The 24,040-nt window shown below is 39.4% G+C and carries 25 protein-coding genes and 1 riboswitch; of the genes, 18 read left to right on the plus strand and 7 right to left on the minus strand.

Going from position 1 to position 24,040, the window contains the following annotated elements; genetic code table 11:
• Positions 1 to 120 precede the first annotated feature (120 nt).
• Complete coding sequence (locus tag F7732_RS21400; protein WP_151576060.1) at positions 121 to 1,116, minus strand: ABC transporter substrate-binding protein; 996 nt, start codon at positions 1,114 to 1,116, stop codon at positions 121 to 123.
• Positions 1,117 to 1,240: 124 nt separating this feature from the next.
• Between F7732_RS21400 and F7732_RS21405 the strand changes: the two genes are divergently transcribed.
• Both F7732_RS21405 and F7732_RS21410 read left to right on the plus strand, forming a co-directional pair.
• Entirely contained in the window at positions 1,241 to 2,020 is a 780-nt protein-coding gene (locus F7732_RS21405; RefSeq protein WP_151576061.1) for an alpha/beta hydrolase family protein, read from the plus strand.
• 39 nt (positions 2,021 to 2,059) lie between these two features.
• Positions 2,060 to 2,302, plus strand: a complete 243-nt coding sequence (locus F7732_RS21410; protein WP_151576062.1) for a DUF2584 domain-containing protein — start codon at positions 2,060 to 2,062, stop codon at positions 2,300 to 2,302.
• 105 nt (positions 2,303 to 2,407) lie between these two features.
• Here the strand turns inward: F7732_RS21410 and pckA are convergent, their stop codons facing one another.
• Positions 2,408 to 3,994 carry a phosphoenolpyruvate carboxykinase (ATP) gene (gene pckA, locus F7732_RS21415; RefSeq protein WP_151576063.1) on the minus strand — a complete coding sequence of 529 codons (1,587 nt, stop codon included), beginning with the start codon at positions 3,992 to 3,994 and terminating at the stop codon, positions 2,408 to 2,410.
• A gap of 216 nt (positions 3,995 to 4,210) precedes the next feature.
• On the opposite strand from pckA, the gene F7732_RS21420 reads away from it, so the two are divergent.
• The 3 genes from F7732_RS21420 (at position 4,211) to asnB (ending at position 8,978) form a co-directional block, all read left to right on the plus strand.
• Complete coding sequence (locus F7732_RS21420; protein ID WP_151576064.1) at positions 4,211 to 4,585, plus strand: thiol-disulfide oxidoreductase DCC family protein; 375 nt, start codon at positions 4,211 to 4,213, stop codon at positions 4,583 to 4,585.
• 98 nt (positions 4,586 to 4,683) lie between these two features.
• Positions 4,684 to 4,799: riboswitch (SAM riboswitch) on the plus strand.
• Between the two features lie 245 nt (positions 4,800 to 5,044).
• A complete protein-coding gene (metK, locus tag F7732_RS21425) occupies positions 5,045 to 6,247 on the plus strand; it encodes a methionine adenosyltransferase (RefSeq protein WP_151576065.1) in 1,203 nt (400 codons plus the stop codon).
• A gap of 835 nt (positions 6,248 to 7,082) precedes the next feature.
• Complete coding sequence (gene asnB / locus F7732_RS21430; protein ID WP_066442904.1) at positions 7,083 to 8,978, plus strand: asparagine synthase (glutamine-hydrolyzing); 1,896 nt, start codon at positions 7,083 to 7,085, stop codon at positions 8,976 to 8,978.
• 32 nt (positions 8,979 to 9,010) lie between these two features.
• Here the strand turns inward: asnB and F7732_RS21435 are convergent, their stop codons facing one another.
• Positions 9,011 to 9,877, minus strand: a complete 867-nt coding sequence (locus F7732_RS21435; RefSeq protein WP_192913074.1) for a C39 family peptidase — start codon at positions 9,875 to 9,877, stop codon at positions 9,011 to 9,013.
• A 234-nt stretch (positions 9,878 to 10,111) separates the two neighbouring features.
• Complete coding sequence (locus tag F7732_RS21440) at positions 10,112 to 10,624, minus strand: gamma carbonic anhydrase (protein WP_151576066.1); 513 nt, start codon at positions 10,622 to 10,624, stop codon at positions 10,112 to 10,114.
• 162 nt (positions 10,625 to 10,786) lie between these two features.
• Between F7732_RS21440 and F7732_RS21445 the strand changes: the two genes are divergently transcribed.
• The gene (locus F7732_RS21445; RefSeq protein ID WP_151576067.1) at positions 10,787 to 11,590 is read left to right on the plus strand and encodes an alpha/beta hydrolase; all 804 of its coding nucleotides are present in this window, start codon (positions 10,787 to 10,789) and stop codon (positions 11,588 to 11,590) included.
• 19 nt (positions 11,591 to 11,609) lie between these two features.
• Complete coding sequence (locus tag F7732_RS21450; RefSeq protein ID WP_151576068.1) at positions 11,610 to 12,710, plus strand: tetraprenyl-beta-curcumene synthase family protein; 1,101 nt, start codon at positions 11,610 to 11,612, stop codon at positions 12,708 to 12,710.
• Positions 12,711 to 12,758: 48 nt separating this feature from the next.
• Here the strand turns inward: F7732_RS21450 and mnmM are convergent, their stop codons facing one another.
• Positions 12,759 to 13,343: a tRNA 5-(aminomethyl)-2-thiouridylate-methyltransferase MnmM gene (gene mnmM / locus F7732_RS21455; RefSeq protein WP_151576069.1), complete on the minus strand. Its 585-nt coding sequence runs from the start codon at positions 13,341 to 13,343 to the stop codon at positions 12,759 to 12,761.
• Positions 13,340 to 14,305, minus strand: a complete 966-nt coding sequence (mnmL, locus tag F7732_RS21460) for a tRNA modification radical SAM protein MnmL/YtqA (protein WP_151576070.1) — start codon at positions 14,303 to 14,305, stop codon at positions 13,340 to 13,342. Before mnmL ends, mnmM begins: the two co-directional genes overlap by 4 nt.
• Positions 14,306 to 14,662: 357 nt before the next feature.
• Between mnmL and F7732_RS21465 the strand changes: the two genes are divergently transcribed.
• From F7732_RS21465 to F7732_RS21475, 3 genes are all read left to right on the plus strand, one after another.
• A complete protein-coding gene (locus F7732_RS21465; RefSeq protein WP_151576071.1) occupies positions 14,663 to 14,926 on the plus strand; it encodes a YtzC family protein in 264 nt (87 codons plus the stop codon).
• A 13-nt stretch (positions 14,927 to 14,939) separates the two neighbouring features.
• Positions 14,940 to 15,122, plus strand: coding sequence for a glycogen biosynthesis protein GlgD (locus F7732_RS21470; RefSeq protein ID WP_066442912.1), 183 nt, complete (start codon positions 14,940 to 14,942; stop codon positions 15,120 to 15,122).
• 310 nt (positions 15,123 to 15,432) lie between these two features.
• Positions 15,433 to 15,771, plus strand: coding sequence for a bh protein (locus F7732_RS21475; protein WP_151576072.1), 339 nt, complete (start codon positions 15,433 to 15,435; stop codon positions 15,769 to 15,771).
• Between the two features lie 70 nt (positions 15,772 to 15,841).
• Here F7732_RS21475 and F7732_RS21480 read toward each other — a convergent pair whose 3' ends face one another.
• On the minus strand, positions 15,842 to 16,789 hold the full coding sequence (locus F7732_RS21480; protein ID WP_161598932.1) for a sugar-binding transcriptional regulator: 948 nt from the start codon (positions 16,787 to 16,789) through the stop codon (positions 15,842 to 15,844).
• Between the two features lie 184 nt (positions 16,790 to 16,973).
• On the opposite strand from F7732_RS21480, the gene F7732_RS21485 reads away from it, so the two are divergent.
• From F7732_RS21485 to pdhA, 8 genes are all read left to right on the plus strand, one after another.
• Positions 16,974 to 18,254, plus strand: a complete 1,281-nt coding sequence (locus F7732_RS21485; RefSeq protein ID WP_151576074.1) for an NAD(P)H-dependent oxidoreductase — start codon at positions 16,974 to 16,976, stop codon at positions 18,252 to 18,254.
• An 85-nt stretch (positions 18,255 to 18,339) separates the two neighbouring features.
• Positions 18,340 to 18,699 (plus strand): PTS glucitol/sorbitol transporter subunit IIA, encoded by a 360-nt coding sequence (locus F7732_RS21490; RefSeq protein ID WP_151576075.1) that lies wholly within the window; start codon positions 18,340 to 18,342, stop codon positions 18,697 to 18,699.
• A gap of 23 nt (positions 18,700 to 18,722) precedes the next feature.
• Positions 18,723 to 19,262 carry a PTS glucitol/sorbitol transporter subunit IIC gene (gene srlA, locus F7732_RS21495; RefSeq protein ID WP_066442917.1) on the plus strand — a complete coding sequence of 180 codons (540 nt, stop codon included), beginning with the start codon at positions 18,723 to 18,725 and terminating at the stop codon, positions 19,260 to 19,262.
• Positions 19,263 to 19,285: 23 nt separating this feature from the next.
• Positions 19,286 to 20,296 (plus strand): PTS glucitol/sorbitol transporter subunit IIB, encoded by a 1,011-nt coding sequence (srlE, locus tag F7732_RS21500; protein ID WP_151576076.1) that lies wholly within the window; start codon positions 19,286 to 19,288, stop codon positions 20,294 to 20,296.
• Positions 20,297 to 20,365: 69 nt separating this feature from the next.
• A complete protein-coding gene (locus tag F7732_RS21505; RefSeq protein WP_151576077.1) occupies positions 20,366 to 21,421 on the plus strand; it encodes a zinc-dependent alcohol dehydrogenase in 1,056 nt (351 codons plus the stop codon).
• Between the two features lie 32 nt (positions 21,422 to 21,453).
• Positions 21,454 to 22,461 carry a 2-hydroxyacid dehydrogenase gene (locus F7732_RS21510; protein ID WP_151576078.1) on the plus strand — a complete coding sequence of 336 codons (1,008 nt, stop codon included), beginning with the start codon at positions 21,454 to 21,456 and terminating at the stop codon, positions 22,459 to 22,461.
• Between the two features lie 17 nt (positions 22,462 to 22,478).
• Positions 22,479 to 22,874 carry a transcriptional regulator GutM gene (locus F7732_RS21515; RefSeq protein ID WP_151576079.1) on the plus strand — a complete coding sequence of 132 codons (396 nt, stop codon included), beginning with the start codon at positions 22,479 to 22,481 and terminating at the stop codon, positions 22,872 to 22,874.
• A gap of 172 nt (positions 22,875 to 23,046) precedes the next feature.
• A complete protein-coding gene (gene pdhA / locus F7732_RS21520) occupies positions 23,047 to 24,030 on the plus strand; it encodes a pyruvate dehydrogenase (acetyl-transferring) E1 component subunit alpha (RefSeq protein ID WP_151576080.1) in 984 nt (327 codons plus the stop codon).
• The last annotated feature ends 10 nt before the right edge of the window (positions 24,031 to 24,040 follow it).

Consider the following 24,040-nt stretch of genomic DNA (forward strand, 5'->3'; position numbering starts at 1 on the left):
GTCTAGCTCCGGCGGCTAGGAACTCGAGGTCTTAAGCCGACCCAGTCAAAAGGTAAAGGACAACCTTTCGCCTGTTTCGTCTTAAGCTTGTCGTTCCTGGGCAAGCCGCCTGCGCTTTTCTTATTCCATTACACCTTCTGCAAATTCGGTGTTGACCAGTTCTTCGTAATCAATTCTTTTTGGGAGTTCTCCTGCTTCGTCCATAATATTCTGCAGGTTATCCCATTCTTCTGCGTCAAGGATCGGATCTGTTGCAAAGGAACCTTGACTTTTATAGCGATCGACTGCCATTTCAATAATTTCGGTGTCTGTGTCTTCAAAGTATCCGCTAATGGCTTCAGCAATTTCCTTTGCACTGTGCGAATCTACCCATTGCTGTGCTTTATAGATTGCTCTTGTAAATTTCTTCACGATTTCATTGTTTTCTTCCATATAACTGTCTTTTGTCATGAAAGTTGTATAAGGCAAATGACCTGATTCAACCCCAAACGAAGCTACAATGTGGCCGATGCCTTCTTTTTCAAAAACACTTGCAGTTGGTTCGAATAATTGAACAAATTCTCCTGTTCCCGAAGAAAAGGAAGGTGCAATGTTTGCAAAATCAATATTTTGGATAAGGTTTAAATCATTGTGCGGATCAATTCCATGTTTTTTTAATGTGAATTCACCAGCCATTTGCGGCATACCGCCTTTACGCTGGCCAAGGAAGGTGCTGCCTTCTAACATTTCCCAAGAAAAATTATCAATTTTTTCACGGGAAACTAAAAAAGTACCGTCTGTTTGGGTAAGCTGTGCAAAATTTATGACCGGATCATTCGCTCCCTGAGCTGCAACATATATTGAAGTTTCAGAACCAACAAGTGCAACATCAATACTATCGGAGAGCAAAGCAGTCATTGTTTTATCTCCGCCTGCTGTTGTGGTAAGCTCGATATCAAGCCCCTCTTCTTCAAAAAAGCCTTTTTCAATGGCGACATATTGAGGTGCATAAAAAATGGAGCGCGTAACCTCGCCAATTTTTACTTTTTGCAGATCGCTGCTTCCGCAGGCTGCCAGTGGAATAATAAGTACAAATATAAGCAAAATAGAGAAACTGATTTTTAGAGATTTTTTCATAAGTAAATAATCCTCCTTTACAAACTAACTTGGTGTAAATGCCTAAAATATCGTATGAATAAGGGCGGAATGTGTGATTGCCTATAAAAGAAAAATTATTTGTTATCTGACGGAGCTGACGTACATGAAACATTTGCATTCAAAAATTCGTTTTCCATCGCCGCATCCAGAGGTTGATCTCTTTCTCGTCACTTTTTACGGTGATGGGCTGCTGATGAAAGGCCTGCTGGCAGAGCCTAAAGGAGATGGACAGTATGAAGGGTTTCTTTATCTAAGAGGCGGGATCAAAAACGTAGGTAAAGTAAGACCATCAAGGATTACCCAATTTGCGTCAGAGGGATTTATTGTTTTTGCCCCTTTTTATAGAGGAAATCAAGGGGGAGAAGGGAATGAGGATTTTGCAGGAGAAGACAGGGGCGACGCCTTTGCTGCCTTTGAATTAGTAGAATCCCACCCTCGCGTGAAAAATGTCCATGTCTTTGGATTCTCAAGAGGCGGTGTAATGGCGCTTTTAACAGCCATTCAATTTCCTCAGACTGCATCTGTTGTTACTTGGGGCGGTGTAAGTGATATGTCACTGACATATGTGGAACGCAAGGACCTCCGCAGAATGATGAAAAGGGTGATTGGTGGAACACCAGCAAAATTTCCCGATGAATACCGTTCCAGAACTCCTATATACGAGTTGGAGAAGGTGACAGCACCTGTATTAATCATTCACGGTGTTAAAGATCAGAATGTATCAATTGAACACTCTTATCGGCTTGAGAAGCGTTTAACGGAGCTTCAGAAACCTTATGATAGCTGGTATTTTAAAGAATACACACACTATTTCCCTCCAGCTATGAACAGGAAAATAGTCAAAGACTTATCCGCCTGGATGAAAAAACAAGCCCAGACATGATAAAATAGCATAAATGAGTAATATGGAGGAGCGATCATAATGGGAATGCCATTAGAGTTAAATACAATGATTGTGACAAAAGGGAAAGAGAAAAGATTAGATGAAAACAATTTTAAGCTGACAAAAGACGGCTATCGCCTTTATCCGCTAGACATTCCGCTTGAAGTAAAGAAGACAAAAGACGGTGAACTGAGCGGAACGGGCATCATTCAAACATTGACACTTGAAGATAATCAGACCACGATTACCTACAAACTTGTTGCCTTAAAAAGCACTAATTAAAAACAACCCCAATCCGTCAAAGGATTGGGGTTGTTTTATTATTCTCATTCGGAAGTATTCATGTAAATAATCTTGTGTCTTCGCTTTTAGAAGCGGTAAATTCCTTTATGCCGTTGGTCCGCCTTTTACAATAATATCATGTGCCACATGATCAAACTTTTTAAAGTTGTCGCGGAATTTGGCTGCAAGTTCTTTTGCTTTTTTATTATAGGCTTCTTGGTCTGGCCATGTTTTGTGAGGCTGAAGTACTTCATCTGGAACGCCTGTTACATGAAGCGGAACATCCAAGCCAAAGATTTCATTTTTGATGGTTTCAACATTGTTTAATTCGCCTTCCAAGGCTGCTTCTACCATTGCCCTTGTATAGGCAAGCTTCATGCGGCTTCCAGTACCGTATTCTCCGCCAGTCCAGCCAGTATTGACCAAATAAACCTTTGTATTATGTTCATCCATTTTTTTTCCGAGCATTTCAGCGTATTGTACTGCAGGAAGCGGCAGGAATGGCGAACCGAAGCACGTAGAGAATGTAGCTTGCGGTGACGTAACGCCACGCTCTGTGCCAGCCAGCTTGGACGTATAGCCGCTCAAGAAATGATACATGGCCTGTTCTTTCGTAAGTTTAGAAATAGGAGGCAGTACGCCAAACGCATCAGCAGTCAGGAAGATAATTGTATTTGGATGCCCTGCGACACTTGGATCAACAATATTATTAATTGCCTGCAATTGATAGGCAGCTCTAGTATTCTCTGTCAGCGTGTTATCATCATAATCAGCTATTCTGGTTTCATGGTCCAGAGCAACATTTTCAAGAACTGCTCCAAAACGGATGGCATTGAAAATCTGCGGCTCTTTTTCAGCTGCAAGATTAATGCATTTTGCATAGCAGCCGCCTTCAATATTAAACACGCCATTCGGTGACCAGCCGTGCTCATCATCTCCAATTAAACGGCGGTTATTATCAGCTGATAAGGTTGTTTTCCCAGTTCCGGATAATCCAAAAAATAAGGCAACATCGCCTTCTCTTCCGACATTGGCTGAGCAATGCATCGGGAGGATTCCGTTTTCAGGAAGTATATAATTCATAACCGAAAAAATTGATTTTTTCATTTCTCCAGCATATTCTGTTCCGCCAATCAGCACCGTGCGCCGTTCAAATGAAATAATAATAAAAGTTTCGGATCCTGTGCCGTCAATTTTAGGATCTGCTTTAAAGTTTGGAGCTGAAATAACAGTAAATTCAGACTTATGACCCGGCAGCTCATCAGCGGCTGGTCGGATAAAGAGCTGATGTGCAAACAAATTATGCCATGCGTATTCATTGATTACTTGAATGGGAAGGCGATGTTTTGCATCTGCACCTGCATATCCTTTAAAGGCAAAAACTTCATCTTGATTTTTTAAATAAGTCAGGACTTTGTCATATAAACGGGAAAATGCTTCTTCAGAAATCGGCTGGTTTACAGGGCCCCAATCAATTTTATCAATCGTTGAAGCTTCTTCAACAATATACTTATCTTTAGGGGAACGTCCTGTATATGTTCCAGTAGTGGCACGAACTGCGCCGGTAGAGGTTAACACACCTTCGCCCCTTTTTAATACTTTTTCAACAAGCTGCGGGACAGAAAGCTGAGTTTGAGTATGCTCGGAATTTAATAGTTGTGATAATCCGTTCGACAGGCTAACAGAGTTCATCTGATGAATACCTTCCTTTTTTTAGAATTAGTAGTACAAAGTATGAAAGTGATTACATCTCTCAAATAGTATAACACATTTATATGAATAGTCTATACTATTTGTGTGTGTTATGAAAAAAGAATTAAATAAATGTGCAACCCTCCCTGAATGTTTTTTTACATACTTATAATGGTAATGTTAAAATAGAGAAAACAGAGAAATGAGCTGATCAAAATGAAAATGACCGTTTTATATGATGGAACTTGTTCATTATGCAAGGAGTCGAGACGTCTTTTCGAAAAGCTCGATTGGCTGGATAAAATAAAATGGGTTTCTCTGCAGGAATATGAAAAAACAAATGGGGAAACAGGGTTCAATCAAAAAGAATTGCGCAAAGAAATCCATCTGATTACAGGCAGTGGAAAAGTTTTAAAGGGGTTCTATGCCGTAAGATTGATTATGCTACAATGCCCGCCTGCTTTTGTGCCCGGTCTATTGATGTACCTCCCGCTCATGCCCCTTATTGGGAAGCCCATTTATATGATGGTTGCTAAAAATAGACATAAATTCTTCAGACGAAAATGTGATGATGGAAGCTGTGCTTTGTAATAAATCCGATTGGTTTAATAAGGAATTAGAATTAGTTTAGAAAAATAAATTGACATCCTTTAGACTTGTGCGCTAATATTTACAGTTGAACGGATACTCTCTTATCCCGAGCTGGTGGAGGGACAGGCCCTATGAAACCCAGCAACCTGCTTATTTTTTAAATAAGGCAAAGGTGCTAACCTGAAGCAAGGATCTAGTCCTTGAACGATAAGAGTGAAAGGCGCGAATTGATTTGCTTTCAACCTTTTCACTTGTGGGAAGGTTTTTTATTTTGCAGTCAGACGCTTTTTTATGGCGGCAGAATCAAGCGGATTTAACTTTCTGTACCCGCTGATTTTCGACCAATTATAATAAAATCGCCATGTTTATTTCATACTACTAAGGGAATGAGTTCCGTATCAATTTAAGATTCATTGTCATACAATAATCTTGCCAATTTGAAGTTAGGGAGGAACCCAGATGTCAACAAAACGCCGTTTGTTTACTTCTGAATCAGTAACTGAAGGTCATCCGGATAAAATTTGTGACCAGATTTCTGATGCTATTTTAGATGCTATTCTTTCAAAGGATGCAAATGCACGTGTTGCTGCAGAAACGTCTGTAACAACAGGGCTTGTATTAGTTGCTGGAGAAATTACAACTTCTACATATGTAGATATTCCAAAGATTGTTCGTGAAACAGTTAAAGAAATTGGCTATACACGTGCGAAATATGGATTTGATGCTGAAACATGTTCTGTTTTAACATCAATTGATGAGCAGTCAGCAGATATTGCTATGGGTGTTGATCAGGCTCTTGAAGCCCGTGAAGGCCAGATGAGCGATGAAGAAATTGAAGCAATTGGAGCAGGAGACCAAGGTTTAATGTTCGGATTTGCTTGTAATGAAACAAAGGAGCTTATGCCGCTTCCGATTTCATTGGCTCATAAATTATCACGCCGCTTAACAGAAGTTCGCAAAGAGGAAATCCTTCCTTACTTGCGCCCTGATGGTAAAACACAGGTAACAGTTGAGTATGACGAAAATAACAAACCAGTTCGCATTGATACAATTGTTATTTCTACTCAGCACCACCCTGAAGTGACATTAGAGCAAATTCAGCGTAATTTAAAAGAATATGTCATTAACCCTGTTGTACCAAGTGAGTTAATTGACGAAAACACTAAATATTTCATTAATCCTACTGGCCGTTTCGTAATCGGCGGACCTCAAGGGGACGCTGGCTTAACCGGACGTAAGATTATTGTTGATACGTACGGCGGCTATGCACGCCATGGCGGCGGCGCATTCTCTGGCAAGGATCCAACTAAAGTGGACCGTTCTGCCGCTTATGCTGCTCGTTATGTTGCTAAGAACCTTGTAGCAGCTGGATTAGCTGATAAAGTTGAAGTTCAGCTTGCATACGCAATTGGTGTAGCACAGCCTGTATCCATTTCTGTAGACACCTTTGGAACTGGCAAGGTATCTGAGGATGTTCTTGTTGATGTTGTACGAAACAACTTTGACTTGCGCCCAGCAGGCATTATTAATATGCTTGATCTGCGCCGTCCAATCTACAAGCAGACTGCTGCATACGGACACTTTGGCCGTACAGACTTAGATCTTCCATGGGAGCGCACTGACAAAGCTGACGCTCTTCGTGCTGAAGCACTTCAGTCATAACAGATAGCAATTAGCGAAAGAAGCTAATCATTGGTTTACATGCCGATGGTTAGCTTTTTTATTGTGGAGAGAGATTCGGAGAGTGCTTAGGACTATGAAGGTGATGAGAGATGCCTTTCCTTTGAAATGAGGAAAGGAAAAAGAAGAGCGTAAGAGGTTGATACGCAAGTCTTTATAATCTAGAAAAAGGGAAACAGAGTGTAAAGATAGAGAAATACACCCGTATAACCCAAAAACAGGAAAAAGGTGTCGCGGAAAAGGCGGAAATACACCTGTATAATCCAAAAACAGGAAAAAAGTGTCGCGGAAAAGGGAGAAATACACCCCTATAACCCAAAAACAGGAAAAAGGGTCGCGGAAAAGGTAGAAACACGCCTGTATAATCCAGAAACAGGAAAATGATGTCGCGCAAAAGGAAGAAACACCCCTCTATAATCTAGAAATAGGAAAATAGTGTCGCGCAAAAGGGAGAAACGCCCCTCTGTAATCCAGAAACCGGAAAATAGTGTCGCGCAAAAGGCCTCTACCAGCGAATTTTACATTTTAACACTCGACCAAATCCTAAATTAAGTCATCGCAGCCACAAACCATAATTAATGAAACATTTTCACATCTTTTTACGTCAAATGTATATAGGTGTAACGGCAGATGATTATCCTTTTCGTAAATCGTCAAAGCTATGAATGATACAACTTCCTGATTTCCTTCCATTTCCAATGAAAGTAACACGAATTTAATACATTAGATAGTGCCATTTTCAGCTATTTAGTGGTAGTATTAGAAGGTATTTGTGTTGAAAGTTTAAAGACTGAAAAGATAAGTGGGTGCTACATACATGTGTGGTTTTATAGGTTGCGTGCATAATCAGGCACAGCAAATCCGTGATGAAGCTAAAGAACAATTTACTAAAATGAACAATGTGATTACACATAGAGGTCCAGATGATTCTGGCTATTATTACGATGATTATGTTCAGTTCGGTTTCCGCAGACTGAGTATTATTGATATTGAAAGCGGCCATCAGCCCCTAACATATGAGAATGAACGCTACTGGATTATTTTCAATGGAGAGATTTATAACTATGTAGAACTCCGTGAAGAGTTAATTCAAGAGGGACTGACATTTGAAACGCATTCCGACACGGAAGTGATCATTGCGCTGTTCAGTTATTATAAGGAAAAGGCTGTTGAAAAGCTTCGCGGCATGTTTTCATTTGTTATTTGGGATAAGCAGGAAGAACGTTTATATGGCGCGCGTGATCCTTTTGGCATCAAGCCGTTCTTCTATTTTGATGATGGAGAGAAAACATTCTTTGCTTCTGAAAAGAAGAGTATTATGCTGGCTCAGCAAAATGATGTTATTAACTATGAATCGCTTCAGCATTATTTAACCTATCAATTTGTGCCTGAACCGTTTACGATGACAGATGGTATCCATAAGCTTGAACCTGGCCATTATTTCACGAAAAAAATGGGCGAAAAGATGGAGATTAAGCGTTATTGGAAAGCATCCTTCCACCCTGTTCAAAAATCAGAAACAGATTTTATTAAAGAAATAAAAGATGTAATGTTCGATTCAGTTAAAATGCATATGAGAAGTGATGTGCCGGTTGGCTCCTTCTTATCGGGCGGTATAGATTCTTCTATTATTGCGTCCATTGCTAAAGAATATCATCCATCCATTAAAACGTTCTCAGTTGGTTTTGAGCACAACGGCTTTAGTGAGGTAGATGTGGCACAGGAAACGGCTGAAAAGCTCGGTGTTGAGAATATCAGCTATATTATTACGCCGGAAGAGTATATGAATGAAGTGCCAAAGATTATGTGGCATATGGATGATCCGCTTGCAGATCCAGCATGTGTACCGCTTTATTTTGTTTCGCGTGAAGCACGAAAGCACGTTACTGTTGTGCTGTCTGGTGAAGGTGCAGACGAATTATTTGGCGGATATAATATTTACCGAGAGCCTCAATCGCTAGAAATGTTCAACAAAATTCCTGCGGTCGGAAAATCGTTTTTGCGTTTAATAGCAAAAATGATGCCAGAGGGCATGAAAGGTAAAAGCTTTATTGAACGCGGCGTAACGCCAATGGAAGAGCGCTATATTGGAAATGCCAAGATGTTTACAGAACAGGAAAAGAAAAATCTCCTTCATGTGTATAACGATGGTTTGAAATATACAGACATCACAAAGTCGCTTTATGCGGAAAGCCGCGGTTATGACCCAGTTGATACGATGCAGTATATTGATATTCATACTTGGATGCGCGGAGATATTCTTCTTAAAGCAGATAAAATGACAATGGCACATTCTCTTGAACTTCGTGTGCCTTTCCTTGATAAAGAAGTGTTTAAAGTGGCTTCAACTATTCCGACCAGCTTAAAAACGGCGAATGGCACGACTAAATATATTCTACGTAAAGCTGCTGAAGGTGTTGTGCCTGATCACGTCTTGAACAGGAAAAAGCTTGGATTCCCAGTTCCAATTCGTCACTGGCTAAAAAATGAAATGAATGAATGGGCGAAAAATATCATTCGTGAAAGCCAAACAGATCATTTAATTCAAAAGGATTATGTTTTAAGGCTTCTTGAAGATCATTGCCAAAATAAAGCAGATTACAGCCGTAAAATATGGACAGTGCTTATGTTTATGGTTTGGCATGCAGTCTATATTGAAAAGAAATACTCGTTTGAAGAAGAAGCGCTAAAAGCTAAACAGATGCAGCATTAAGAAAAAGCCTGGGCATATGCCCAGGCTTTTTGTTATTCCGATAAATAGGTGATTGCTTGGCTGCCCATTTGAACCCAAGCTTCTGCAAACGAATCAATCGGCGCTTTTTTATTTTTTTCACCAGTTAGCGGATCGTTAAAATAGACATATGATTGATCGTAGCCTGTTAAAAGAACAGAGTGCTCTTTATAGGTAATATCAATTTTTCCGCTGGGTGTCTGCCAAGTTTCAAACATGTTCTTAGAGAGCTTTTGATACGTTGTATTCGTGATCACCCATACAGGGCGATTATCGGATAAATGGATTTTCAATTCCGTAAAGTCGGAACCGGTTAAATCCATAATTCTTCCAGGCAAATACTGTTCCGCTAATTTTTTGATTGGCTTATGATATACGCCAAATCCAGGATTGTCATATGAATACATATCACCGACAAATCCATCATTTGGATGGCCAAATGAAATTTGTCCATTCTTATTTATATAAGGGACATCCGTCTTTGTTACTTCTTTTGCCAGTGTAAGCTTGTCTGCTTTTACCCCAGCATGTGTAAGCAACATGGCGAGACTAGTTACCTCGCAGCCGCGGGGAAGCTGTGGAAACTGATTGAGTGCTGCCACATCAATTAAAATCTTCTCTTTCAATTTTATGATGAAAGGCTCTTCCTTCTCAGTCTCCAATGATGCAGAAGATAGTACAGGTCCATCCAGCCAATTTCTGAAATTTTCCATTGCTAATACAATCTTTTGCTTTCCTGCAAGAGAGGAAATAACCGTTGCAGCGATTAGAAATAAAATAAATAGAGATGGTTTATATAAACGTGAACGGGACCTTCTTGCCAATAGGACAAGAATGCTCATTATGATCAAAATAAGCAAAGATCCTATCAATAAACCCATTCCGCATCACCGCCTTTGTAGAACAATCCTTTTTAGAGGTCTTTTATTTAATATCGGTTTCTTTCAATAAATGTGAACACAATCACAGAAGTAATTAGGGATAAATTTGAAAATTTTGGGGTAACTATATGATAAAGTTTCTTTATTAGATGTAATAAACCTTGAGAGCGTATGCCTTCAAGGTTTATTGCTCAATTTACGTGTTTAGCATAAAAAAGCCGCTGGATAGCGCAGTTATTTCGTCAATGATTTATAGTATTGTCCCTTTTCTGCATATTCTCTAGTGATACGCTCCATATCTTTAAGGTCATCTTCGTTTAGTTCACGTATGACTTTTGCTGGTCTTCCAAAAGCTAGTGTGTTCGGCGGGATTATTTTTCCTTGTGGTACAAGGCTGCCTGCTCCTATAAATGCACCTTCGCCAATTTCAGCATTATCTAATATAATCGATCCCATCCCAATTAAAGCCTTTTTTCGGATCTTACAGCTATGGAGGATGACACTGTGTCCAATTGTAGCTTCATCTTCAATAATTAAAGGACTGCCTGGACTTTGATGCAATACAGAGTTGTCTTGGATATTCACCCGTTTTCCGATAATAGTCGGGGAGACATCACCGCGAATAACTGAATTAAACCACACACTGGAATATTCGTCTATGATCACGTCGCCTGTAATAATTGTATTATCCGCTAAATAGACTGAAGCATGGATTTTTGGATATTTTTCCTGATAAGGATAGATCATCTTTAGACCTGCCTTTCATTTAATGTCTTGCCCATATTTTATCACAATGATTAAAATGAGACTGCATGAAGGCTTAAACTATCGAGATAGGTTTAATCGTGAAGTAAGAAAGCTTCTAAGCTATAATAGGTAAGAAAGAAGTAGTCCGGGGAGGAATTGCAGATGTGGAGATGGGAAGCCGAAGGAGTTGCAAAAGCTGTGATTGTCATGATTCATGGTGCGATGGAACATCATGGCCGTTATGGCTGGCTGATAGAAAAATGGCGCATATCTGGTTTTCATGTCATCATGGGAGATCTGCCTGGGCAAGGGTTAACGACAAGATCAGGAAGAGGGCATATTGACTCCTTTGATGAATATATAAATGAAGTAGAACAGTGGGTTGATGCTGCATATCAATTTGATTTGCCTGTTTTTCTTTTAGGGCATAGTATGGGCGGTCTTATTGCTATCCGGCTGATTCAAGAGCAAAAAACTGATTTAGCAGGAGTTATTTTATCTTCTCCATGCTTAGGGCTGGTTCGTCAAACACCGAAAATGATTCAATTTGCTTCAGTTATTTTAAACAAGGTAATTCCTGGAATGAGGATTAGCTCAGGCATTACTGTTGAAATGGCAACAAGCAATCCAGATGTCAGAGAAGCAGATCAAAATGATTCTTTATATATACAAAAGGTTTCTGTAAGGTGGTATAGAGAACTGGTTTCAGCGATGAAAACTGCCTTTGAAAAGATTGAAAAAACCCAGAATGTTCCCCTTCTCCTTATGCAGGGAGGGGACGACCTAATTGTGAATAAAACGCTTGTAAGAGATTGGTTTAATAAGGCCCCTTTATCTGAACAGCGTTTTAAAGAATGGCCAAACTATTATCATGAGATTTTTAATGAAGAAGGAAGAGAAGAAGTATTTGAATACGCAAAAGACTTTGTGGAAAGTCAGCTGAAAGCGATTGGTTATATTATTTAATTAAAGAAGGGGGAGAATCATGAGTGTACCTTCCATGCCCATTAGCTTAATGGCAAAAGTATACAGAAAAATATTTCCTGAAGTTCATGCTGAGCTTAAAAAATGGAAAATACGTGCGGAAGCCATTCCGAATCATGAACTGCGCACGCAGGCTTTGGCTAGTATAGAAAGCAAAACGTTTCATTGTGAAGGCGGATCAATAATGGCATTGATTGCAGCGGACAATTATAAAGATGCCATTCAATTTATTGTAGCCTATCAGACCATCAGTGATTATTTGGATAACTTATGCGACCGCAGCACTTCACTTGATCCGGCTGATTTTTCTGCCTTACACGATGCGATGAAAGATGCCCTGACATTAGATTCTGCTCCTAGAAATCAATATTATCGTTTTCGGGATGATCAAAATGATGGGGGGTATTTAGAAGCTCTTGTTGCCTCTTGCAGAGATGCACTGGGCAAACTAAAGAATTATGACAATATCGAGAAGTATTTGCTTGAATTATGCAGATATTATTGTGATCTGCAAATACATAAGCACGTGACACCAGACGAAAGGGTTCCTCGTCTTCAAAAGTGGTTCAGCCAGAATAAAGAACAAATACCACACATGGAATGGTATGAGTTTTCAGCTTGCTCAGGATCTACATTGGGGATCTTTTGTCTAGTATCTTATGCACTGAGAGAGGATTTTCTTCCGCAATATGCAGATCATATAAGAGAAGGGTATTTTCCATATATTCAAGGACTGCATATTTTGCTTGATTATCTCATTGATCAAGAGGAAGATCGTGCAGGTGGAGATTTAAACTTTTGTTTTTATTATGAAAGTGAACAAATGCTTTTTAATCGTTTAAGGCATTTTGTGCAAGAGGCGGACAAGCAGACAAGCCTGCTTCCGCACAGCAAGTTTCATCATCTTATTAATAGAGGGCTGCTTGGTGTGTATTTATCGGACGATAAGGTTCGTAAGGACATCACTATTAAAAGAGTAGCAAAAAATATGATTAAAACAGGCGGAATGGTAAGCTATTTCTTTTATTGGAATGGAAGAATTTATCGCACCCTGCAAAAGTGGCTGCCTCTTCAAAATTTAAAACCTGTGCGTAACCAATAGATCCAATATAAAAGGCAATCCGGTAAGCGGATTGCCTTTTTAGAAGAGTTAGCTTAAATCATTTTTCTTTTCAATGGCTACAATAAATGGAGGATGGTTCTTTTGATTTAAAAATTGATACTGCAATACATTGGCTCTTGCTTGATCAATTTGTTTGACATAGCGCAGTAAATAATCGCGTTCAACGGCTCCTTCTGGATGTCCATGGTAAATAACAAGTACAATGATTCCCTCCGGGGCGAGCATGTCAAGCAGCTGTTCAATGGCTGAGATCGTGGTATCTGGCCGAGTAACAATGGACTTATCTCCTCCAGGCAAATAGCCGAGATTAAAAACGGCTCCTGTAACCTTTCCGTAATGGATTGGCGGTATAGAGCTTGATAGGTTTTCATGCCCGCTATGAAATAGCGTAACACGATCAGATAATTCATGCTGCATCAACTGTGTCTTTGTAGAGAGCAAAGCGTCATCCTGAATATCAAATCCATATACTCTTCCTGAATCACCAACTAACCGTGCGAGAAATAAGGTATCATGCCCATTTCCTAATGTTGCATCAATGGCAATATCTCCAGGGGAAATGGCTTGCTCCAGCAATTGTCGTGCAAATGGCAGCACTCTTTCAAGCTTCATGCCTTTACCTCCAGACCAGCTGTATCGAAGTATTTTCCCTGCCAGCTGTTTCTTCGTTTTAATTCAGCATCAATCGCATTTAATACCGACCATTTGTTTACACTCCACATTGGGCCAATCATTAAATCGATCGGTCCATCTCCTGTAATGCGATGAACAATCATTTCTGGCGGTAAAATTTCTAATTGATCACAAACTAAGCTTACGTAATCGTCCTGGCTTAAAAATTGCAGTAATCCTTTTTCATATTGTTTAACCATTGGAGTACCCTTTAAAAGATGAAGTAAGTGAATTTTAATTCCTTGCACATCCAGTTTGGAAACTTCACGTGCTGTTTGCATCATCATTTCAGCTGATTCCAGCGGCAGGCCATTAATGATATGTGAACATACATGTATGCCATGTTTTCTTAGCTTTTCTACACCTTCTACATAACAGGCATAGTCGTGGGCTCGATTAATAATGGCAGCTGTTTTTTCATGGACGGTTTGCAGTCCAAGCTCAACCCAAAGATACGTTCTTTCATTCAGCTCTGCCAAATATTCAACAACATCGTCTGGAAGGCAGTCTGGTCGTGTAGCAATAGATAGGCCGACAACCCCTTCTTCTTGCAGCACCCGCTCGTACATATCTCTTAACACAGCAACTGGTGCATGAGTATTCGTAAATGCCTGGAAATAAGCAAGGTATTTGCCGTCTTTCCATTTATGGTGCATCTTTGCTTTTATATCATGAAATTGCTTTGAGAGATCATCTGCCCGATTTCCGGCAAAATCCCCTGAGCCTGCAGCGCTGCAGAAGGTGCAGCCTCCAAATGCCACAGTGCCATCACGGTTTGGGCAGTCAAAACCTCCGTCTAAGGCAATTTTAAACACTTTATGTCCAAATTCATTGCGTAAATGGTAATTCCATGTATGATACCTTTTATCATCAGTAGCATATGGAAAGGGATTTCCAATCATATGAAAAATACCTCCTATTGCTGATCTGTCCGATTAATGAAAACAGGAGCCATTACAAGTTCTCCCATGCCGAAATCGCTGCAGCAAACTGCTTTTTATATAAACATACGAATAATCTTATCATGAAGTAAACAGGTTATCCAATGCAATTGGAAGCAACTTCGAAACGTAAATCTGAGGATTGGCAAACGAGCTGGGTGTGATTGGGAATGCTGTCCCATTACTATATCACGCTTCGTATGCAATTCATCACTGCTAATTTATACTTTTTGAAACTGTAAGTAAGAAGTCATCGTATTGCACACAATAATGAATGAAGCACACGCTTCAGAGCAATGACTTGAGGAGGAGAACAGAATGGCAACCCGTGAATCTGTTGATATGCTTTTACAGCAATGTGAAGATGCGATTCGTTTCGCTGGCGAACAGCTCCAGGATGGCCGTCTACAAGAACATTATAATGATGACGGATATTCAAATGCCCTTGAAGCGCTTGAGAATGCCTATAATGATTTAAGTCAGCTGGCACATAGCGCAAATTCTCAGCAGCGGGAACAGCTGCACCGTATGAGACTCCAACTGCAGCAGCTTCAAAATAAAATGATTATCAATCCCCATTAAGAGGTGACTAAAAATGGTCAAAAAACGCTCAAAGCAAAACAATCCGGAACAAAAGACGCGCAACGGAATCAATAATGCCGATTTGGAGCTTGGACGGGATTTTGATATCATAAAGAAGTCAAAGAAAAACTATGAAAAAACAGGCGGCCAGCCGGTAAAATCAAAATTTCATCCGGAGCCTGAACAGTCAAGATAACTGAAAAGAAAGCCCCGCATTTGCGGGGTTTATTCATATTTATATAATCGGAAATGACAATTGAACAGCATAGAGCTATACTCAATGTACGCAGTAATATTACCTAAGTATCTAAGCCTCTTTCTTCGGTTTTCGGCCGTGCCTGCCGGAAGTTTTCTTTAAATATGTTTGCGGTATAAGAATATTAATAAAACATTTAACGATGTTTTACATAACATAGATTGAGAAATATTTATAAAAATTCCTTTTAAGTTTAAACACTTTTTCGTAAAATAGGGTAAAACAAGCACTTCTAAAGGAGAGGCGAAGTATGAAGTTTACAGAAATAGATACTTACCTTTTTTGCTCTAAATGTTTGGATGAAACAATCCATCATGTAAGTTATCTGAATGGAAAACTGCATCGGGTACAATGCGAGAAATGTAAGCGTACTAATGAAATGGACCTGGACTTTAAGAGAGAATTATATAAAGAAGTGTATAAAAGAGTTGTTTCTAAGCCTTCGAGAATGTCTGAAGAATATAAAAATGACGATCGGATTAAATTAATTGAAGCCTTGCCTAGAAGAGTTTTCACAAAACCTTATCGGCTTGTAAAATATTTAAATGAAACGAAAGAAGCTTATAAAAAGATTAAAGGCAATAACTGAAAGGCTGTTTTTAATTGAAAACAGCCTTTTGTTTATTATAGATATGGTAACGCTTCCAAAAAAGTGAGCATCAGTTATTATCCATTAAATAATTGCCTATTTTTTCATCAATGATTAATGTATGAGCATAACCAGCTTTAACCGCAGTTAGAACAGCTTCACTTTTTTGCACTCCGCTGGCGATCAGTACAATATTCGGTATGTTTTTAATATCTTCTAAGCTTACTCCAATGACATTGTTATTAATTCTGCAATCCACTTCTTTCCCCTCTCTGTTAAAGAAACGGGAATTAATATCCCCAACAACATTTAATGTTTCAAATTCTTTTAAATCCCGGTTACCTGTATAACCAATCTTTCTCATCAGGTTATCACTTGAGTATGGACTTGCAACCCCCAGAATCGCCATATCTACATTTTTGCCAGCTTCCAGGACTTCTAAAATAGGCGGGCTATCATAAAAGGCGTTTTTAATTAAAGTGTTTTCTGCAAGTGCTGGAGCATTTAAAAAATTACTATTACAATATAGTTTCTTCATTAAGTCATAGCATATCTGATTGGAATGTAATTCAATATGCATCTTGCTAATCCCCCCGATTAGCGGCAAAAGTGTAAGATGTTTGATTTCTTCAAATGGAAATTCCCTAACAAGCGTGCTCAGTGTATTTCCCCATGATACCCCAACAGTACTGACAGATTTCAAGGCATCTTTTAGATAATGGACTGCTTCTTTGACGACGAGATTGAATACTTCATGTTCGCTCAAGTGATAGGCAGGAGCGATGATCACTTTATCTAGGCCATATTTTTCTTCTAAAGAGCTCTGCAGATTAACAATTTGAAAACTTTCATCTTTAATGTAGAAGTTGATAATTCCATAATCCTTCGCTTTTTGTAAACTTCTGGATATTGCTGGCCGTGAAACATTTAATTTCTTCGCTATTTGTTCCTGTGTTAGGTTTTGGTAATAATAATATATTGCAATCTTCACAATTTCCTTGCGCTCTTCCCAATTCAACCAACTCACCCTTTGAAATTTATTTCTATATCTGAACAAAAAGAATTTTACTAAAAATTATCGCAATTGTCGAAAAAAAGAAAAGTAACTTCTTGACTTAAAGCGCTTACAATGTTATTTTTTTAATCAAAGGAAATATGTTCAGTGTTTGATCAAATGTTCAGAAAGGCGGGAGGGAGTAAAAATGAGTCTATATAGACAGCTTTTAGAAAGAGAGAAAGACGGAAATCCGATTAAGGTTGGCGTCATTGGAGCAGGGCAAATGGGTTTTGGTATGATCTCACAAATTGCTCAAATCCCTGGGATGGAAGTTACAGGCATAAGTGATATAAATGTAGAGGCAGCAGCCAGAGCAAGGGATGCGTATAACCTTCATAAAAAACAGGAGGTAATCATTTCTTCAAACTTCAAAGATGTGATTCAGTCAGAGGATATCGAAGTAATTGTAGATGCAACAGGTGTTCCTGAGGTTGGTGCAAAAATATCACTGGAATGTCTTCTTGCTAAGAAACAGCTTGTGTTATTAAATGTTGAAGTTGATATCACCATTGGCCCATTAATGAAAAAGCTGTATGATTCAGCAGGCCTCATTTATACAGGGTCAGATGGGGATGAACCGGCAGCAACCTTTGAACTTTACGAATTCGCCAAAACAATGGGCATGGAAGTCTTAGTGGCAGGAAAAGGGAAAAATAATAAACTGAAAATTTCTGCAAACCCGGATAGTACAAGGGAAGAAGCAAAGAGAAACAAGATGGCGGCCCATATGCTTGCAGCTTTTCAGGATGGAACGAAAACAATGGCAGAGATGAATTTATTATCAAATGCAATTGGCTTTGTTCCAGATGTAGTTGGCATGCATGGAATTTCAGGTGATTTAGATTCAGTTATCAGTGATTTGGATGTAAAAAGCAATGGAGGCATTTTAAGTCAGCATGGTGTTGTGGAATATGTTGATGGTTTAGCTCCTGGAGTGTTTGTCATTGTGAAAGGCCAAAATCAGGCAGTTGCACATGAAATGAATTATTTAATGAAAAAGGGAGACCGTGATCATCATATTCTATATCGCCCTTATCACCTGGCAAGCTTAGAGACACCTATCACAATTGCCAAGGCTGTCTTAAATCAGGAATATGCCATTGCACCAATGGGCGCTCCGGTTTCAGAAACAGTAGCAGTTTCTAAAAAAGAGATTAAAGCTGGAGAGAGATTAGATGGCATTGGCGGTTACTGTATCCGCGGAGTGTTAGAAACTCATTCAGAAATGAAACAGAATGCTCACATTCCCATCGGGTTAATTGCAGGAAATACAGTTGCCAAAAGAGATATTAAAGCGGGAACGTTCTTAACGGCCGATGATATTGAGCTGGATGAAAACACGACAGTCTGGAAGCTTCGCAAGCTTCAGGACGAGGTTTTTGCCAATACAGAAACCAGCCAGTCTATAACTAAGATATTAATCTGATTATTATACAAGCTGGAAAACTACCAAAAATATTCATAATATTTGGATATTAGGAAGAAAGAATTTGAAAGGATGAGTCTTTATTATGCTTAGAACAGTAGTGAAACAAATTGGTGAGATCGTTCCTGATTTTAAGGAAGAAAACCTATTAATTTTATTTGGTCCAGAAGCTCCTCCTGAATTAAAAGATATATCCGTCATACACGAGGTTGATGAAAATCCTAATGGAGCTATTGTGGAAGGGGGGGTACTGGAGGTAGGAAGTCAAGTTTATCAGATTAGTAAGGTTGGCAGTCTTGCTAATAAAAACTTTGAAGAGCTGGGCCACTTGTCTATTTACTTTAATGATGATGAGTCGATGGAATTGCTGCCGGGGGCGATATTAGTTTCTCCAGCAGTCTATCCTGAAATTCAAGAGGAAGACAGCATTATCTTTAAAAAATAATCCTTGTATAGGAGGGAACGCTAGTGGATTTCTTTATAAACTTAGCTGATGGCTTTATCGGAATGTTTCAAGAAGGTGCAGAAGTATTTATGGGCTTTATCACAGGAATCATTCCACTCTTAATTGTGCTGATCACTGTTGTTAATGCTTTTATAAAAATCGTAGGGGAAGAAAGAATTTTTGGATTTATGAGAGCGATTGCAAAGTTTACTATTTTCCGATATACATTGATTCCACTATTCTCCGTATTTTTCTTAACAAATCCGATGTGTTATACGTTTGGAAAGTTTTTGCCAGAAAAACAGAAGCCGGCATTTTATGATTCTGCCGTATCATTTGTACATCCAATTACAGGGCTATTCCCACATGCTAATGCAGCTGAACTATTTATATTCCTTGGCATTGCACAGGGATTTGCTCAGGTCGGCAATCAAAGTGAGCTGGCATTATGGTACCTGGTAGTTGGTTTAATTGTTTGCTTAGTCAGGGGAATCGTGACAGAGAAAATTACTGAGTTCCAAATGAAAAGACAAGAAGCAGCCAAACGCGGTGCCGCTGCATAAACGAACAAAGGGGGCGAGATGAAATGGCTAAATATAAAACAGTTCAAGTTAAAAGGGGTACGCATGGTTGGGGAACTTCACTTATTCTGAAGCCAGATGAGGAAAAGAAATATGTTATTAGTGTAACAGGAGGGGGAATTCATCCTGTAGCTCAGAAAATAGCAGATTTAACAGGAGCAATTGCAGTGGACTCTTTTAAAAATCCAGTAGATAAAGAGGAAACACTGTGTGCGGTGATTGACTGTGGCGGTACAGCCCGCTGTGGGACTTATCCGCGCCTTAGAGTACCTACAATTAATGTGAAAGTGATGAGTCCATCTGGACCTCTGGCCAAATTTATGACAGAAGATATTTTCCTATCTGGGGTGTCAGTGAATGATGTTTCAATAGCTGGAGAAGAAGGGGAATCACAGGTAGCAGCAAGTTCAGCTGAGGAAATAGAGGAAGAGCCAGCGGCAAAGCCATCTGCCTCCAAAGTTCAGGCAGAGCCGGCAGCAAAGCTAAATCCATTTATGAAGCTGATCGATGTTATTGGACGCGGTGCAGGACAGTTTATGAATATCATGTACCAATCGGGAAGAGACACGATTGATACTGTGTTAAAAAATATCCTTCCATTTATGGCCTTTGTAGCAGCTTTGATCGGAATCATTAACTATACAGGTATAGGCAATATCATTGCGGATGTCTTAACACCTTTAGCGGGCAGCATTGGCGGGTTATTGTTATTAGGGCTAATTGGCGGCCTGCCCTTCCTTTCACCTATGTTAGCGCCAGGTGCAGTTATTGGAGCTGTTATTGGTGTCTTAATTGGGAATGAAATTGCAAGCGGTAACATTCCGGCTGCATATGCATTGCCAGCTTTGTTTGCGATCAATGCTCAAGTTGGCTGTGACTTTGCGCCAGTTGGTTTAACACTTGGAGAAGCGAAGGCAGAAACCATTAGTGTTGGGGTTCCATCCATCCTTTTCTCACGTGTTATTACTGGTCCTTTAGCGGTCGTCATTGCATACGGTTTCTCGTTCTTTTTATAAAAGAAAAACAAAGGGGGAAGACCAAAAAATTCCCTCTTTTTAACTTTATATCATTTCAAGGAGGAAAAAATGATTCCAGCAACCTTTAAATTCGGAGCTTTAATGGAAAAAGGGCAGGCAGTGATTAAAGAAGGAGAACTAAGAGAGCTATTGCCAAATGAACTGCTGGTAAAGCAAGAAGCATGTAACATATGTACTACAGATTATCAGCAATGGCAAGGCTTAAGGGAGCATCAGGGATATCCGATGGCTGGAGGGCATGAATGTTCAGGTATCGTTGTTTCGGTTGGTGAAGATGTAAAGAAATTCAAGGCAGGAGATCGGGTTAGCGTTTTATATGATTACTGCGGGACGTGTGAAAACTGTATAGCTGGCATGATTACGATTTGCCAGAACAAGAAAATCTTTGGCAAAAATTACTCAGAAGACTATTACGGCATATTTGGTTTTGCTGATTATTTTATACGAAACGAAAAAAGCTTTGTAAAAATGGATTCAGCATTATCAGCTTCAGAGGCTGGGTTTGTGGAGCCGCTTGGATCTGTACTGCATGGATTAAATAAGCTTCGCCTTCGGGGAGGTTATGACACCATTGCGGTTATTGGCGGAGGAACAATGGGTCTTTTAAACGCAGCTGCAGCCAAAGCAATGGGTGCAAAAGTCTTTGTTTCCAGCAGAGGAGAGAAAAAGCTCGAGATCGGACGCCGTATGGGCTTTGAAATGATCGATGCAGGCAACTGTGACGCTGTTGAAGAAATTAAGAGACTTACTGAAGGAAGAGGAGTGGATGCTGTTATTGTATCTGCCGGGACGACTTCAGCAAATCAGCAAGCCATTGAAATGGTTAAAGCACAACACGGAAGAATACTTTTTTATGCCGCGGGATATCCGGCACCAGGCTTGGAAATTGACTCTAATGCTATTCATTATAAAAACCTTGAGTTAATCGGAACTTTTGGTTCTGAGCTAACAGATTTTATTAATGCAGGGAAAATGCTTAGCGAGAGACGAATTGATGTTTCCAATTTAATTGAAGAGAAAGTACCTTTATCACAAATCCAAAAGGCATTTGAGCTGGCCAGTCAAAAAGGAAAATTCAGAATCTCGGTTATGCTCCAGGAATAGGCTAGACCAGAAATAGAATGGGAGTGGGTTAAATGAAATGCTTAGCAATCGCGGATTTATTTATTACGAAAGAGATGATGATCAAAGGCCTGAAAGAGCTGACAGATCTCGGAGTTGAAGTAACGGTAAAAGAGTGGCTTCATAAGGATCTTGAAGCACTGCAAAAGGATAATATTAAACTCGAACAAGAAGGCAGCAGTGCGGTGGCATTGCCGGATGATATTTTAGAAGGTATTGAGGATTATGATATCATCATCACGCAGTTTGCACCAATAGGAAGAGATACTCTTGATAAGTGCAAAAGTATAAAGGTTCTGGGTGTTCTTCGGGCAGGCATTGAGAATGTGAATTACAAATATGCAGAAAGTAAAGGAATTGATGTTTTTAATACACCAGGCAGAAGTAATACAAGTGTCTCGGAATTTACGGTTGGATTAATTCTATCTGAGATTAGAAACATTGCGAGAGGGCACGATTATTTGAAGAAGGGCATCTGGGAAAAAAATTATTCTGCCGGAGTCCTCTCACCTGAAATTAGCGGCTCAACGGTCGGAATCATTGGTTATGGAGCCATTGGGCAGCGAGTGGCAAATCTTCTGCGACCTTTTGGGGCGAATATTATCTTCTTTGATGACTATTTTACTGGTGACACAGAGGATTCTCAGGTCGACTTAGACACACTTGTCAAGAGCGCTGATATTATTACGATGCATTATAGGCTGACAGAGAAAACAAAACATATGCTGAATAAAAATCACTTTGAGAAAATGAAGAAGAGTGCGATTGTTATTAACAGTGCACGTTCAGGTTTAATAAGCGAAACAGATCTGATCTCTGCTTTAAGAGAAAAAAGAATAGCTGGCGCAGCAGTTGATGTATTTGATATAGAACCATTGCCAAAGGATCATCCATACTTGGAGTTAGATAATATTACAATTACTCCTCATATCGCTGGGTCAACGATTGGAAACTTTGCCAATTCGCCAAATATCCTGGCAAGAAGAATTATACCTGCTTTATCTGAAGTAAAGAACTATTGATGGGAGGAAACTTGTAAATGAAAGAGTTATTGATCATCGTCGTCTTTATTGCAGTCATGCAATTTATCACCAGTATGATCCATATCAAATATTACCAAAGTACAGTTAGAAAGCTTGGAAAAGAATATAGCGAAGGGTACCTTGGAGTAGGAATGAATCAAAGAAAATTTAAAGGCGGCCAGGTTTGTATTATTGTTGCAAATAAAGATGGTGAGATTTCTGAGTTTAGAATTTTATCAGGTCTTACGATTTTCTCAATGTTTAAAAAGGACCAGCATTTTGTCGGGGAAAGCATCCACCAAATAAACTGGTCCGGCAAAGAAAAGTACCAGGAAGTAGCAACCAACGCTATTAAGATGATCAAAAAGGAAATGCAGAAAAAGCTTGATATGAATACAGCAAGTGTAATTTAAAATTCTCAATTTTATCTAAAATCCCTTAACAAGAAGCATGAATAGTCCTTCTTATTTAAGGGTATTTTTTTTTGCTTTTTTACAAATGTTCTATTATTGATCATTTGTAAAATGTGTGCTATGATAATTACAAATGTAACTGGTATGAACAAATGATAAGGAGGAAGACGAAATGCTTAAAAATCTAGAGATTCCCAGCATGATTACTGAGGAAAAATTAAAAGATTTATATAAAGAAATGTGGACTATACGTTATTTTGATGAGAAGGTTGACCAGTTTTTTGCAAAAGGAATGATCCACGGAACTACTCACCTTTGTGTGGGTCAGGAGGCTTCTGCTGCCGGATCCATCGCAGTTATAGGCGAAAAGGATAAGATTGTAAGCACCCACCGGGGACATGGACATTGCATCTCCAAAGACGGTGATATCAATAAAATGATGGCTGAGTTATTCGGAAGAGAAACAGGCTACTGCAAAGGAAAAGGCGGATCCATGCATATAGCTGATGTTGAGAAGGGGAACTTGGGTGCCAATGGAATTGTTGGCGGAGGTATTCCATTGGCTGTGGGTGCGGCCTTAACTTCAAAAATGAAAAATGAAAATTATGTTGTTCTCTGCTTCTTTGGTGATGGAGCAACGAATGAAGGCAGTTTTCATGAATCATTGAATTTAGCAGCAATCTGGAATCTCCCTGTTATCTTTATTTGTGAAAATAACCAATACGGCATGTCAGGTTCAGTAAAAGAGATGACGAAAATTGAGCATATTGCATCGCGCAGTGAAGGTTATGGAATACCAGGCAAGATTGTCGATGGATTAGATATGTTTGCAATTATGAATACTGTTCATGAAGCTGTTGAACATGCACGAGGTGGCAACGGACCTACATTAATTGAAATGAAGACGTATCGATGGAAAGGTCATTCAAAGAGTGATGCGAAAAAATACCGTACGAGAGAAGAAGAAAATGAGTGGAGAGCAAAAGATGGCATCAAACGCTTTAAGGATGCCTTAATCGACGCAGAAGTTCTAACGGAAGAAGAAGCAAAACAGCTGCAGGAAGAGGCAAAGACTTCTATTGAGGAAGCTGTAGAATTTGCTGCAAACAGTCCAGAGCCGTCTATTGAACGATTAGAGGAAGATGTATTTGCATAATCATTTTTGG

This window comes from Bacillus mesophilum, assembly GCF_008923265.1.
In the GTDB taxonomy this organism is placed as follows: Bacteria; Bacillota; Bacilli; order Bacillales; family Cytobacillaceae; genus Cytobacillus; species Cytobacillus mesophilum.

What these genes read in the sequence shown, in the direction of transcription:
- F7732_RS21400 (WP_151576060.1), bottom strand. Translation starts at nt 1,116, where the DNA reads ATGAAAAAATCTCTAAAAATCAGTTTCTCTATTTTGCTTATATTTGTA.
- F7732_RS21405 (WP_151576061.1), top strand. Translation starts at nt 1,241, where the DNA reads ATGAAACATTTGCATTCAAAAATTCGTTTTCCATCGCCGCATCCAGAG.
- F7732_RS21410 (WP_151576062.1), top strand. Translation starts at nt 2,060, where the DNA reads ATGGGAATGCCATTAGAGTTAAATACAATGATTGTGACAAAAGGGAAA.
- pckA (WP_151576063.1), bottom strand. Translation starts at nt 3,994, where the DNA reads ATGAACTCTGTTAGCCTGTCGAACGGATTATCACAACTATTAAATTCC.
- F7732_RS21420 (WP_151576064.1), top strand. Translation starts at nt 4,211, where the DNA reads ATGAAAATGACCGTTTTATATGATGGAACTTGTTCATTATGCAAGGAG.
- metK (WP_151576065.1), top strand. Translation starts at nt 5,045, where the DNA reads ATGTCAACAAAACGCCGTTTGTTTACTTCTGAATCAGTAACTGAAGGT.
- asnB (WP_066442904.1), top strand. Translation starts at nt 7,083, where the DNA reads ATGTGTGGTTTTATAGGTTGCGTGCATAATCAGGCACAGCAAATCCGT.
- F7732_RS21435 (WP_192913074.1), bottom strand. Translation starts at nt 9,877, where the DNA reads ATGGGTTTATTGATAGGATCTTTGCTTATTTTGATCATAATGAGCATT.
- F7732_RS21440 (WP_151576066.1), bottom strand. Translation starts at nt 10,624, where the DNA reads ATGATCTATCCTTATCAGGAAAAATATCCAAAAATCCATGCTTCAGTC.
- F7732_RS21445 (WP_151576067.1), top strand. Translation starts at nt 10,787, where the DNA reads ATGTGGAGATGGGAAGCCGAAGGAGTTGCAAAAGCTGTGATTGTCATG.
- F7732_RS21450 (WP_151576068.1), top strand. Translation starts at nt 11,610, where the DNA reads ATGAGTGTACCTTCCATGCCCATTAGCTTAATGGCAAAAGTATACAGA.
- mnmM (WP_151576069.1), bottom strand. Translation starts at nt 13,343, where the DNA reads ATGAAGCTTGAAAGAGTGCTGCCATTTGCACGACAATTGCTGGAGCAA.
- mnmL (WP_151576070.1), bottom strand. Translation starts at nt 14,305, where the DNA reads ATGATTGGAAATCCCTTTCCATATGCTACTGATGATAAAAGGTATCAT.
- F7732_RS21465 (WP_151576071.1), top strand. Translation starts at nt 14,663, where the DNA reads ATGGCAACCCGTGAATCTGTTGATATGCTTTTACAGCAATGTGAAGAT.
- F7732_RS21470 (WP_066442912.1), top strand. Translation starts at nt 14,940, where the DNA reads ATGGTCAAAAAACGCTCAAAGCAAAACAATCCGGAACAAAAGACGCGC.
- F7732_RS21475 (WP_151576072.1), top strand. Translation starts at nt 15,433, where the DNA reads ATGAAGTTTACAGAAATAGATACTTACCTTTTTTGCTCTAAATGTTTG.
- F7732_RS21485 (WP_151576074.1), top strand. Translation starts at nt 16,974, where the DNA reads ATGAGTCTATATAGACAGCTTTTAGAAAGAGAGAAAGACGGAAATCCG.
- F7732_RS21490 (WP_151576075.1), top strand. Translation starts at nt 18,340, where the DNA reads ATGCTTAGAACAGTAGTGAAACAAATTGGTGAGATCGTTCCTGATTTT.
- srlE (WP_151576076.1), top strand. Translation starts at nt 19,286, where the DNA reads ATGGCTAAATATAAAACAGTTCAAGTTAAAAGGGGTACGCATGGTTGG.
- F7732_RS21505 (WP_151576077.1), top strand. Translation starts at nt 20,366, where the DNA reads ATGATTCCAGCAACCTTTAAATTCGGAGCTTTAATGGAAAAAGGGCAG.
- F7732_RS21510 (WP_151576078.1), top strand. Translation starts at nt 21,454, where the DNA reads ATGAAATGCTTAGCAATCGCGGATTTATTTATTACGAAAGAGATGATG.
- F7732_RS21515 (WP_151576079.1), top strand. Translation starts at nt 22,479, where the DNA reads ATGAAAGAGTTATTGATCATCGTCGTCTTTATTGCAGTCATGCAATTT.
- pdhA (WP_151576080.1), top strand. Translation starts at nt 23,047, where the DNA reads ATGCTTAAAAATCTAGAGATTCCCAGCATGATTACTGAGGAAAAATTA.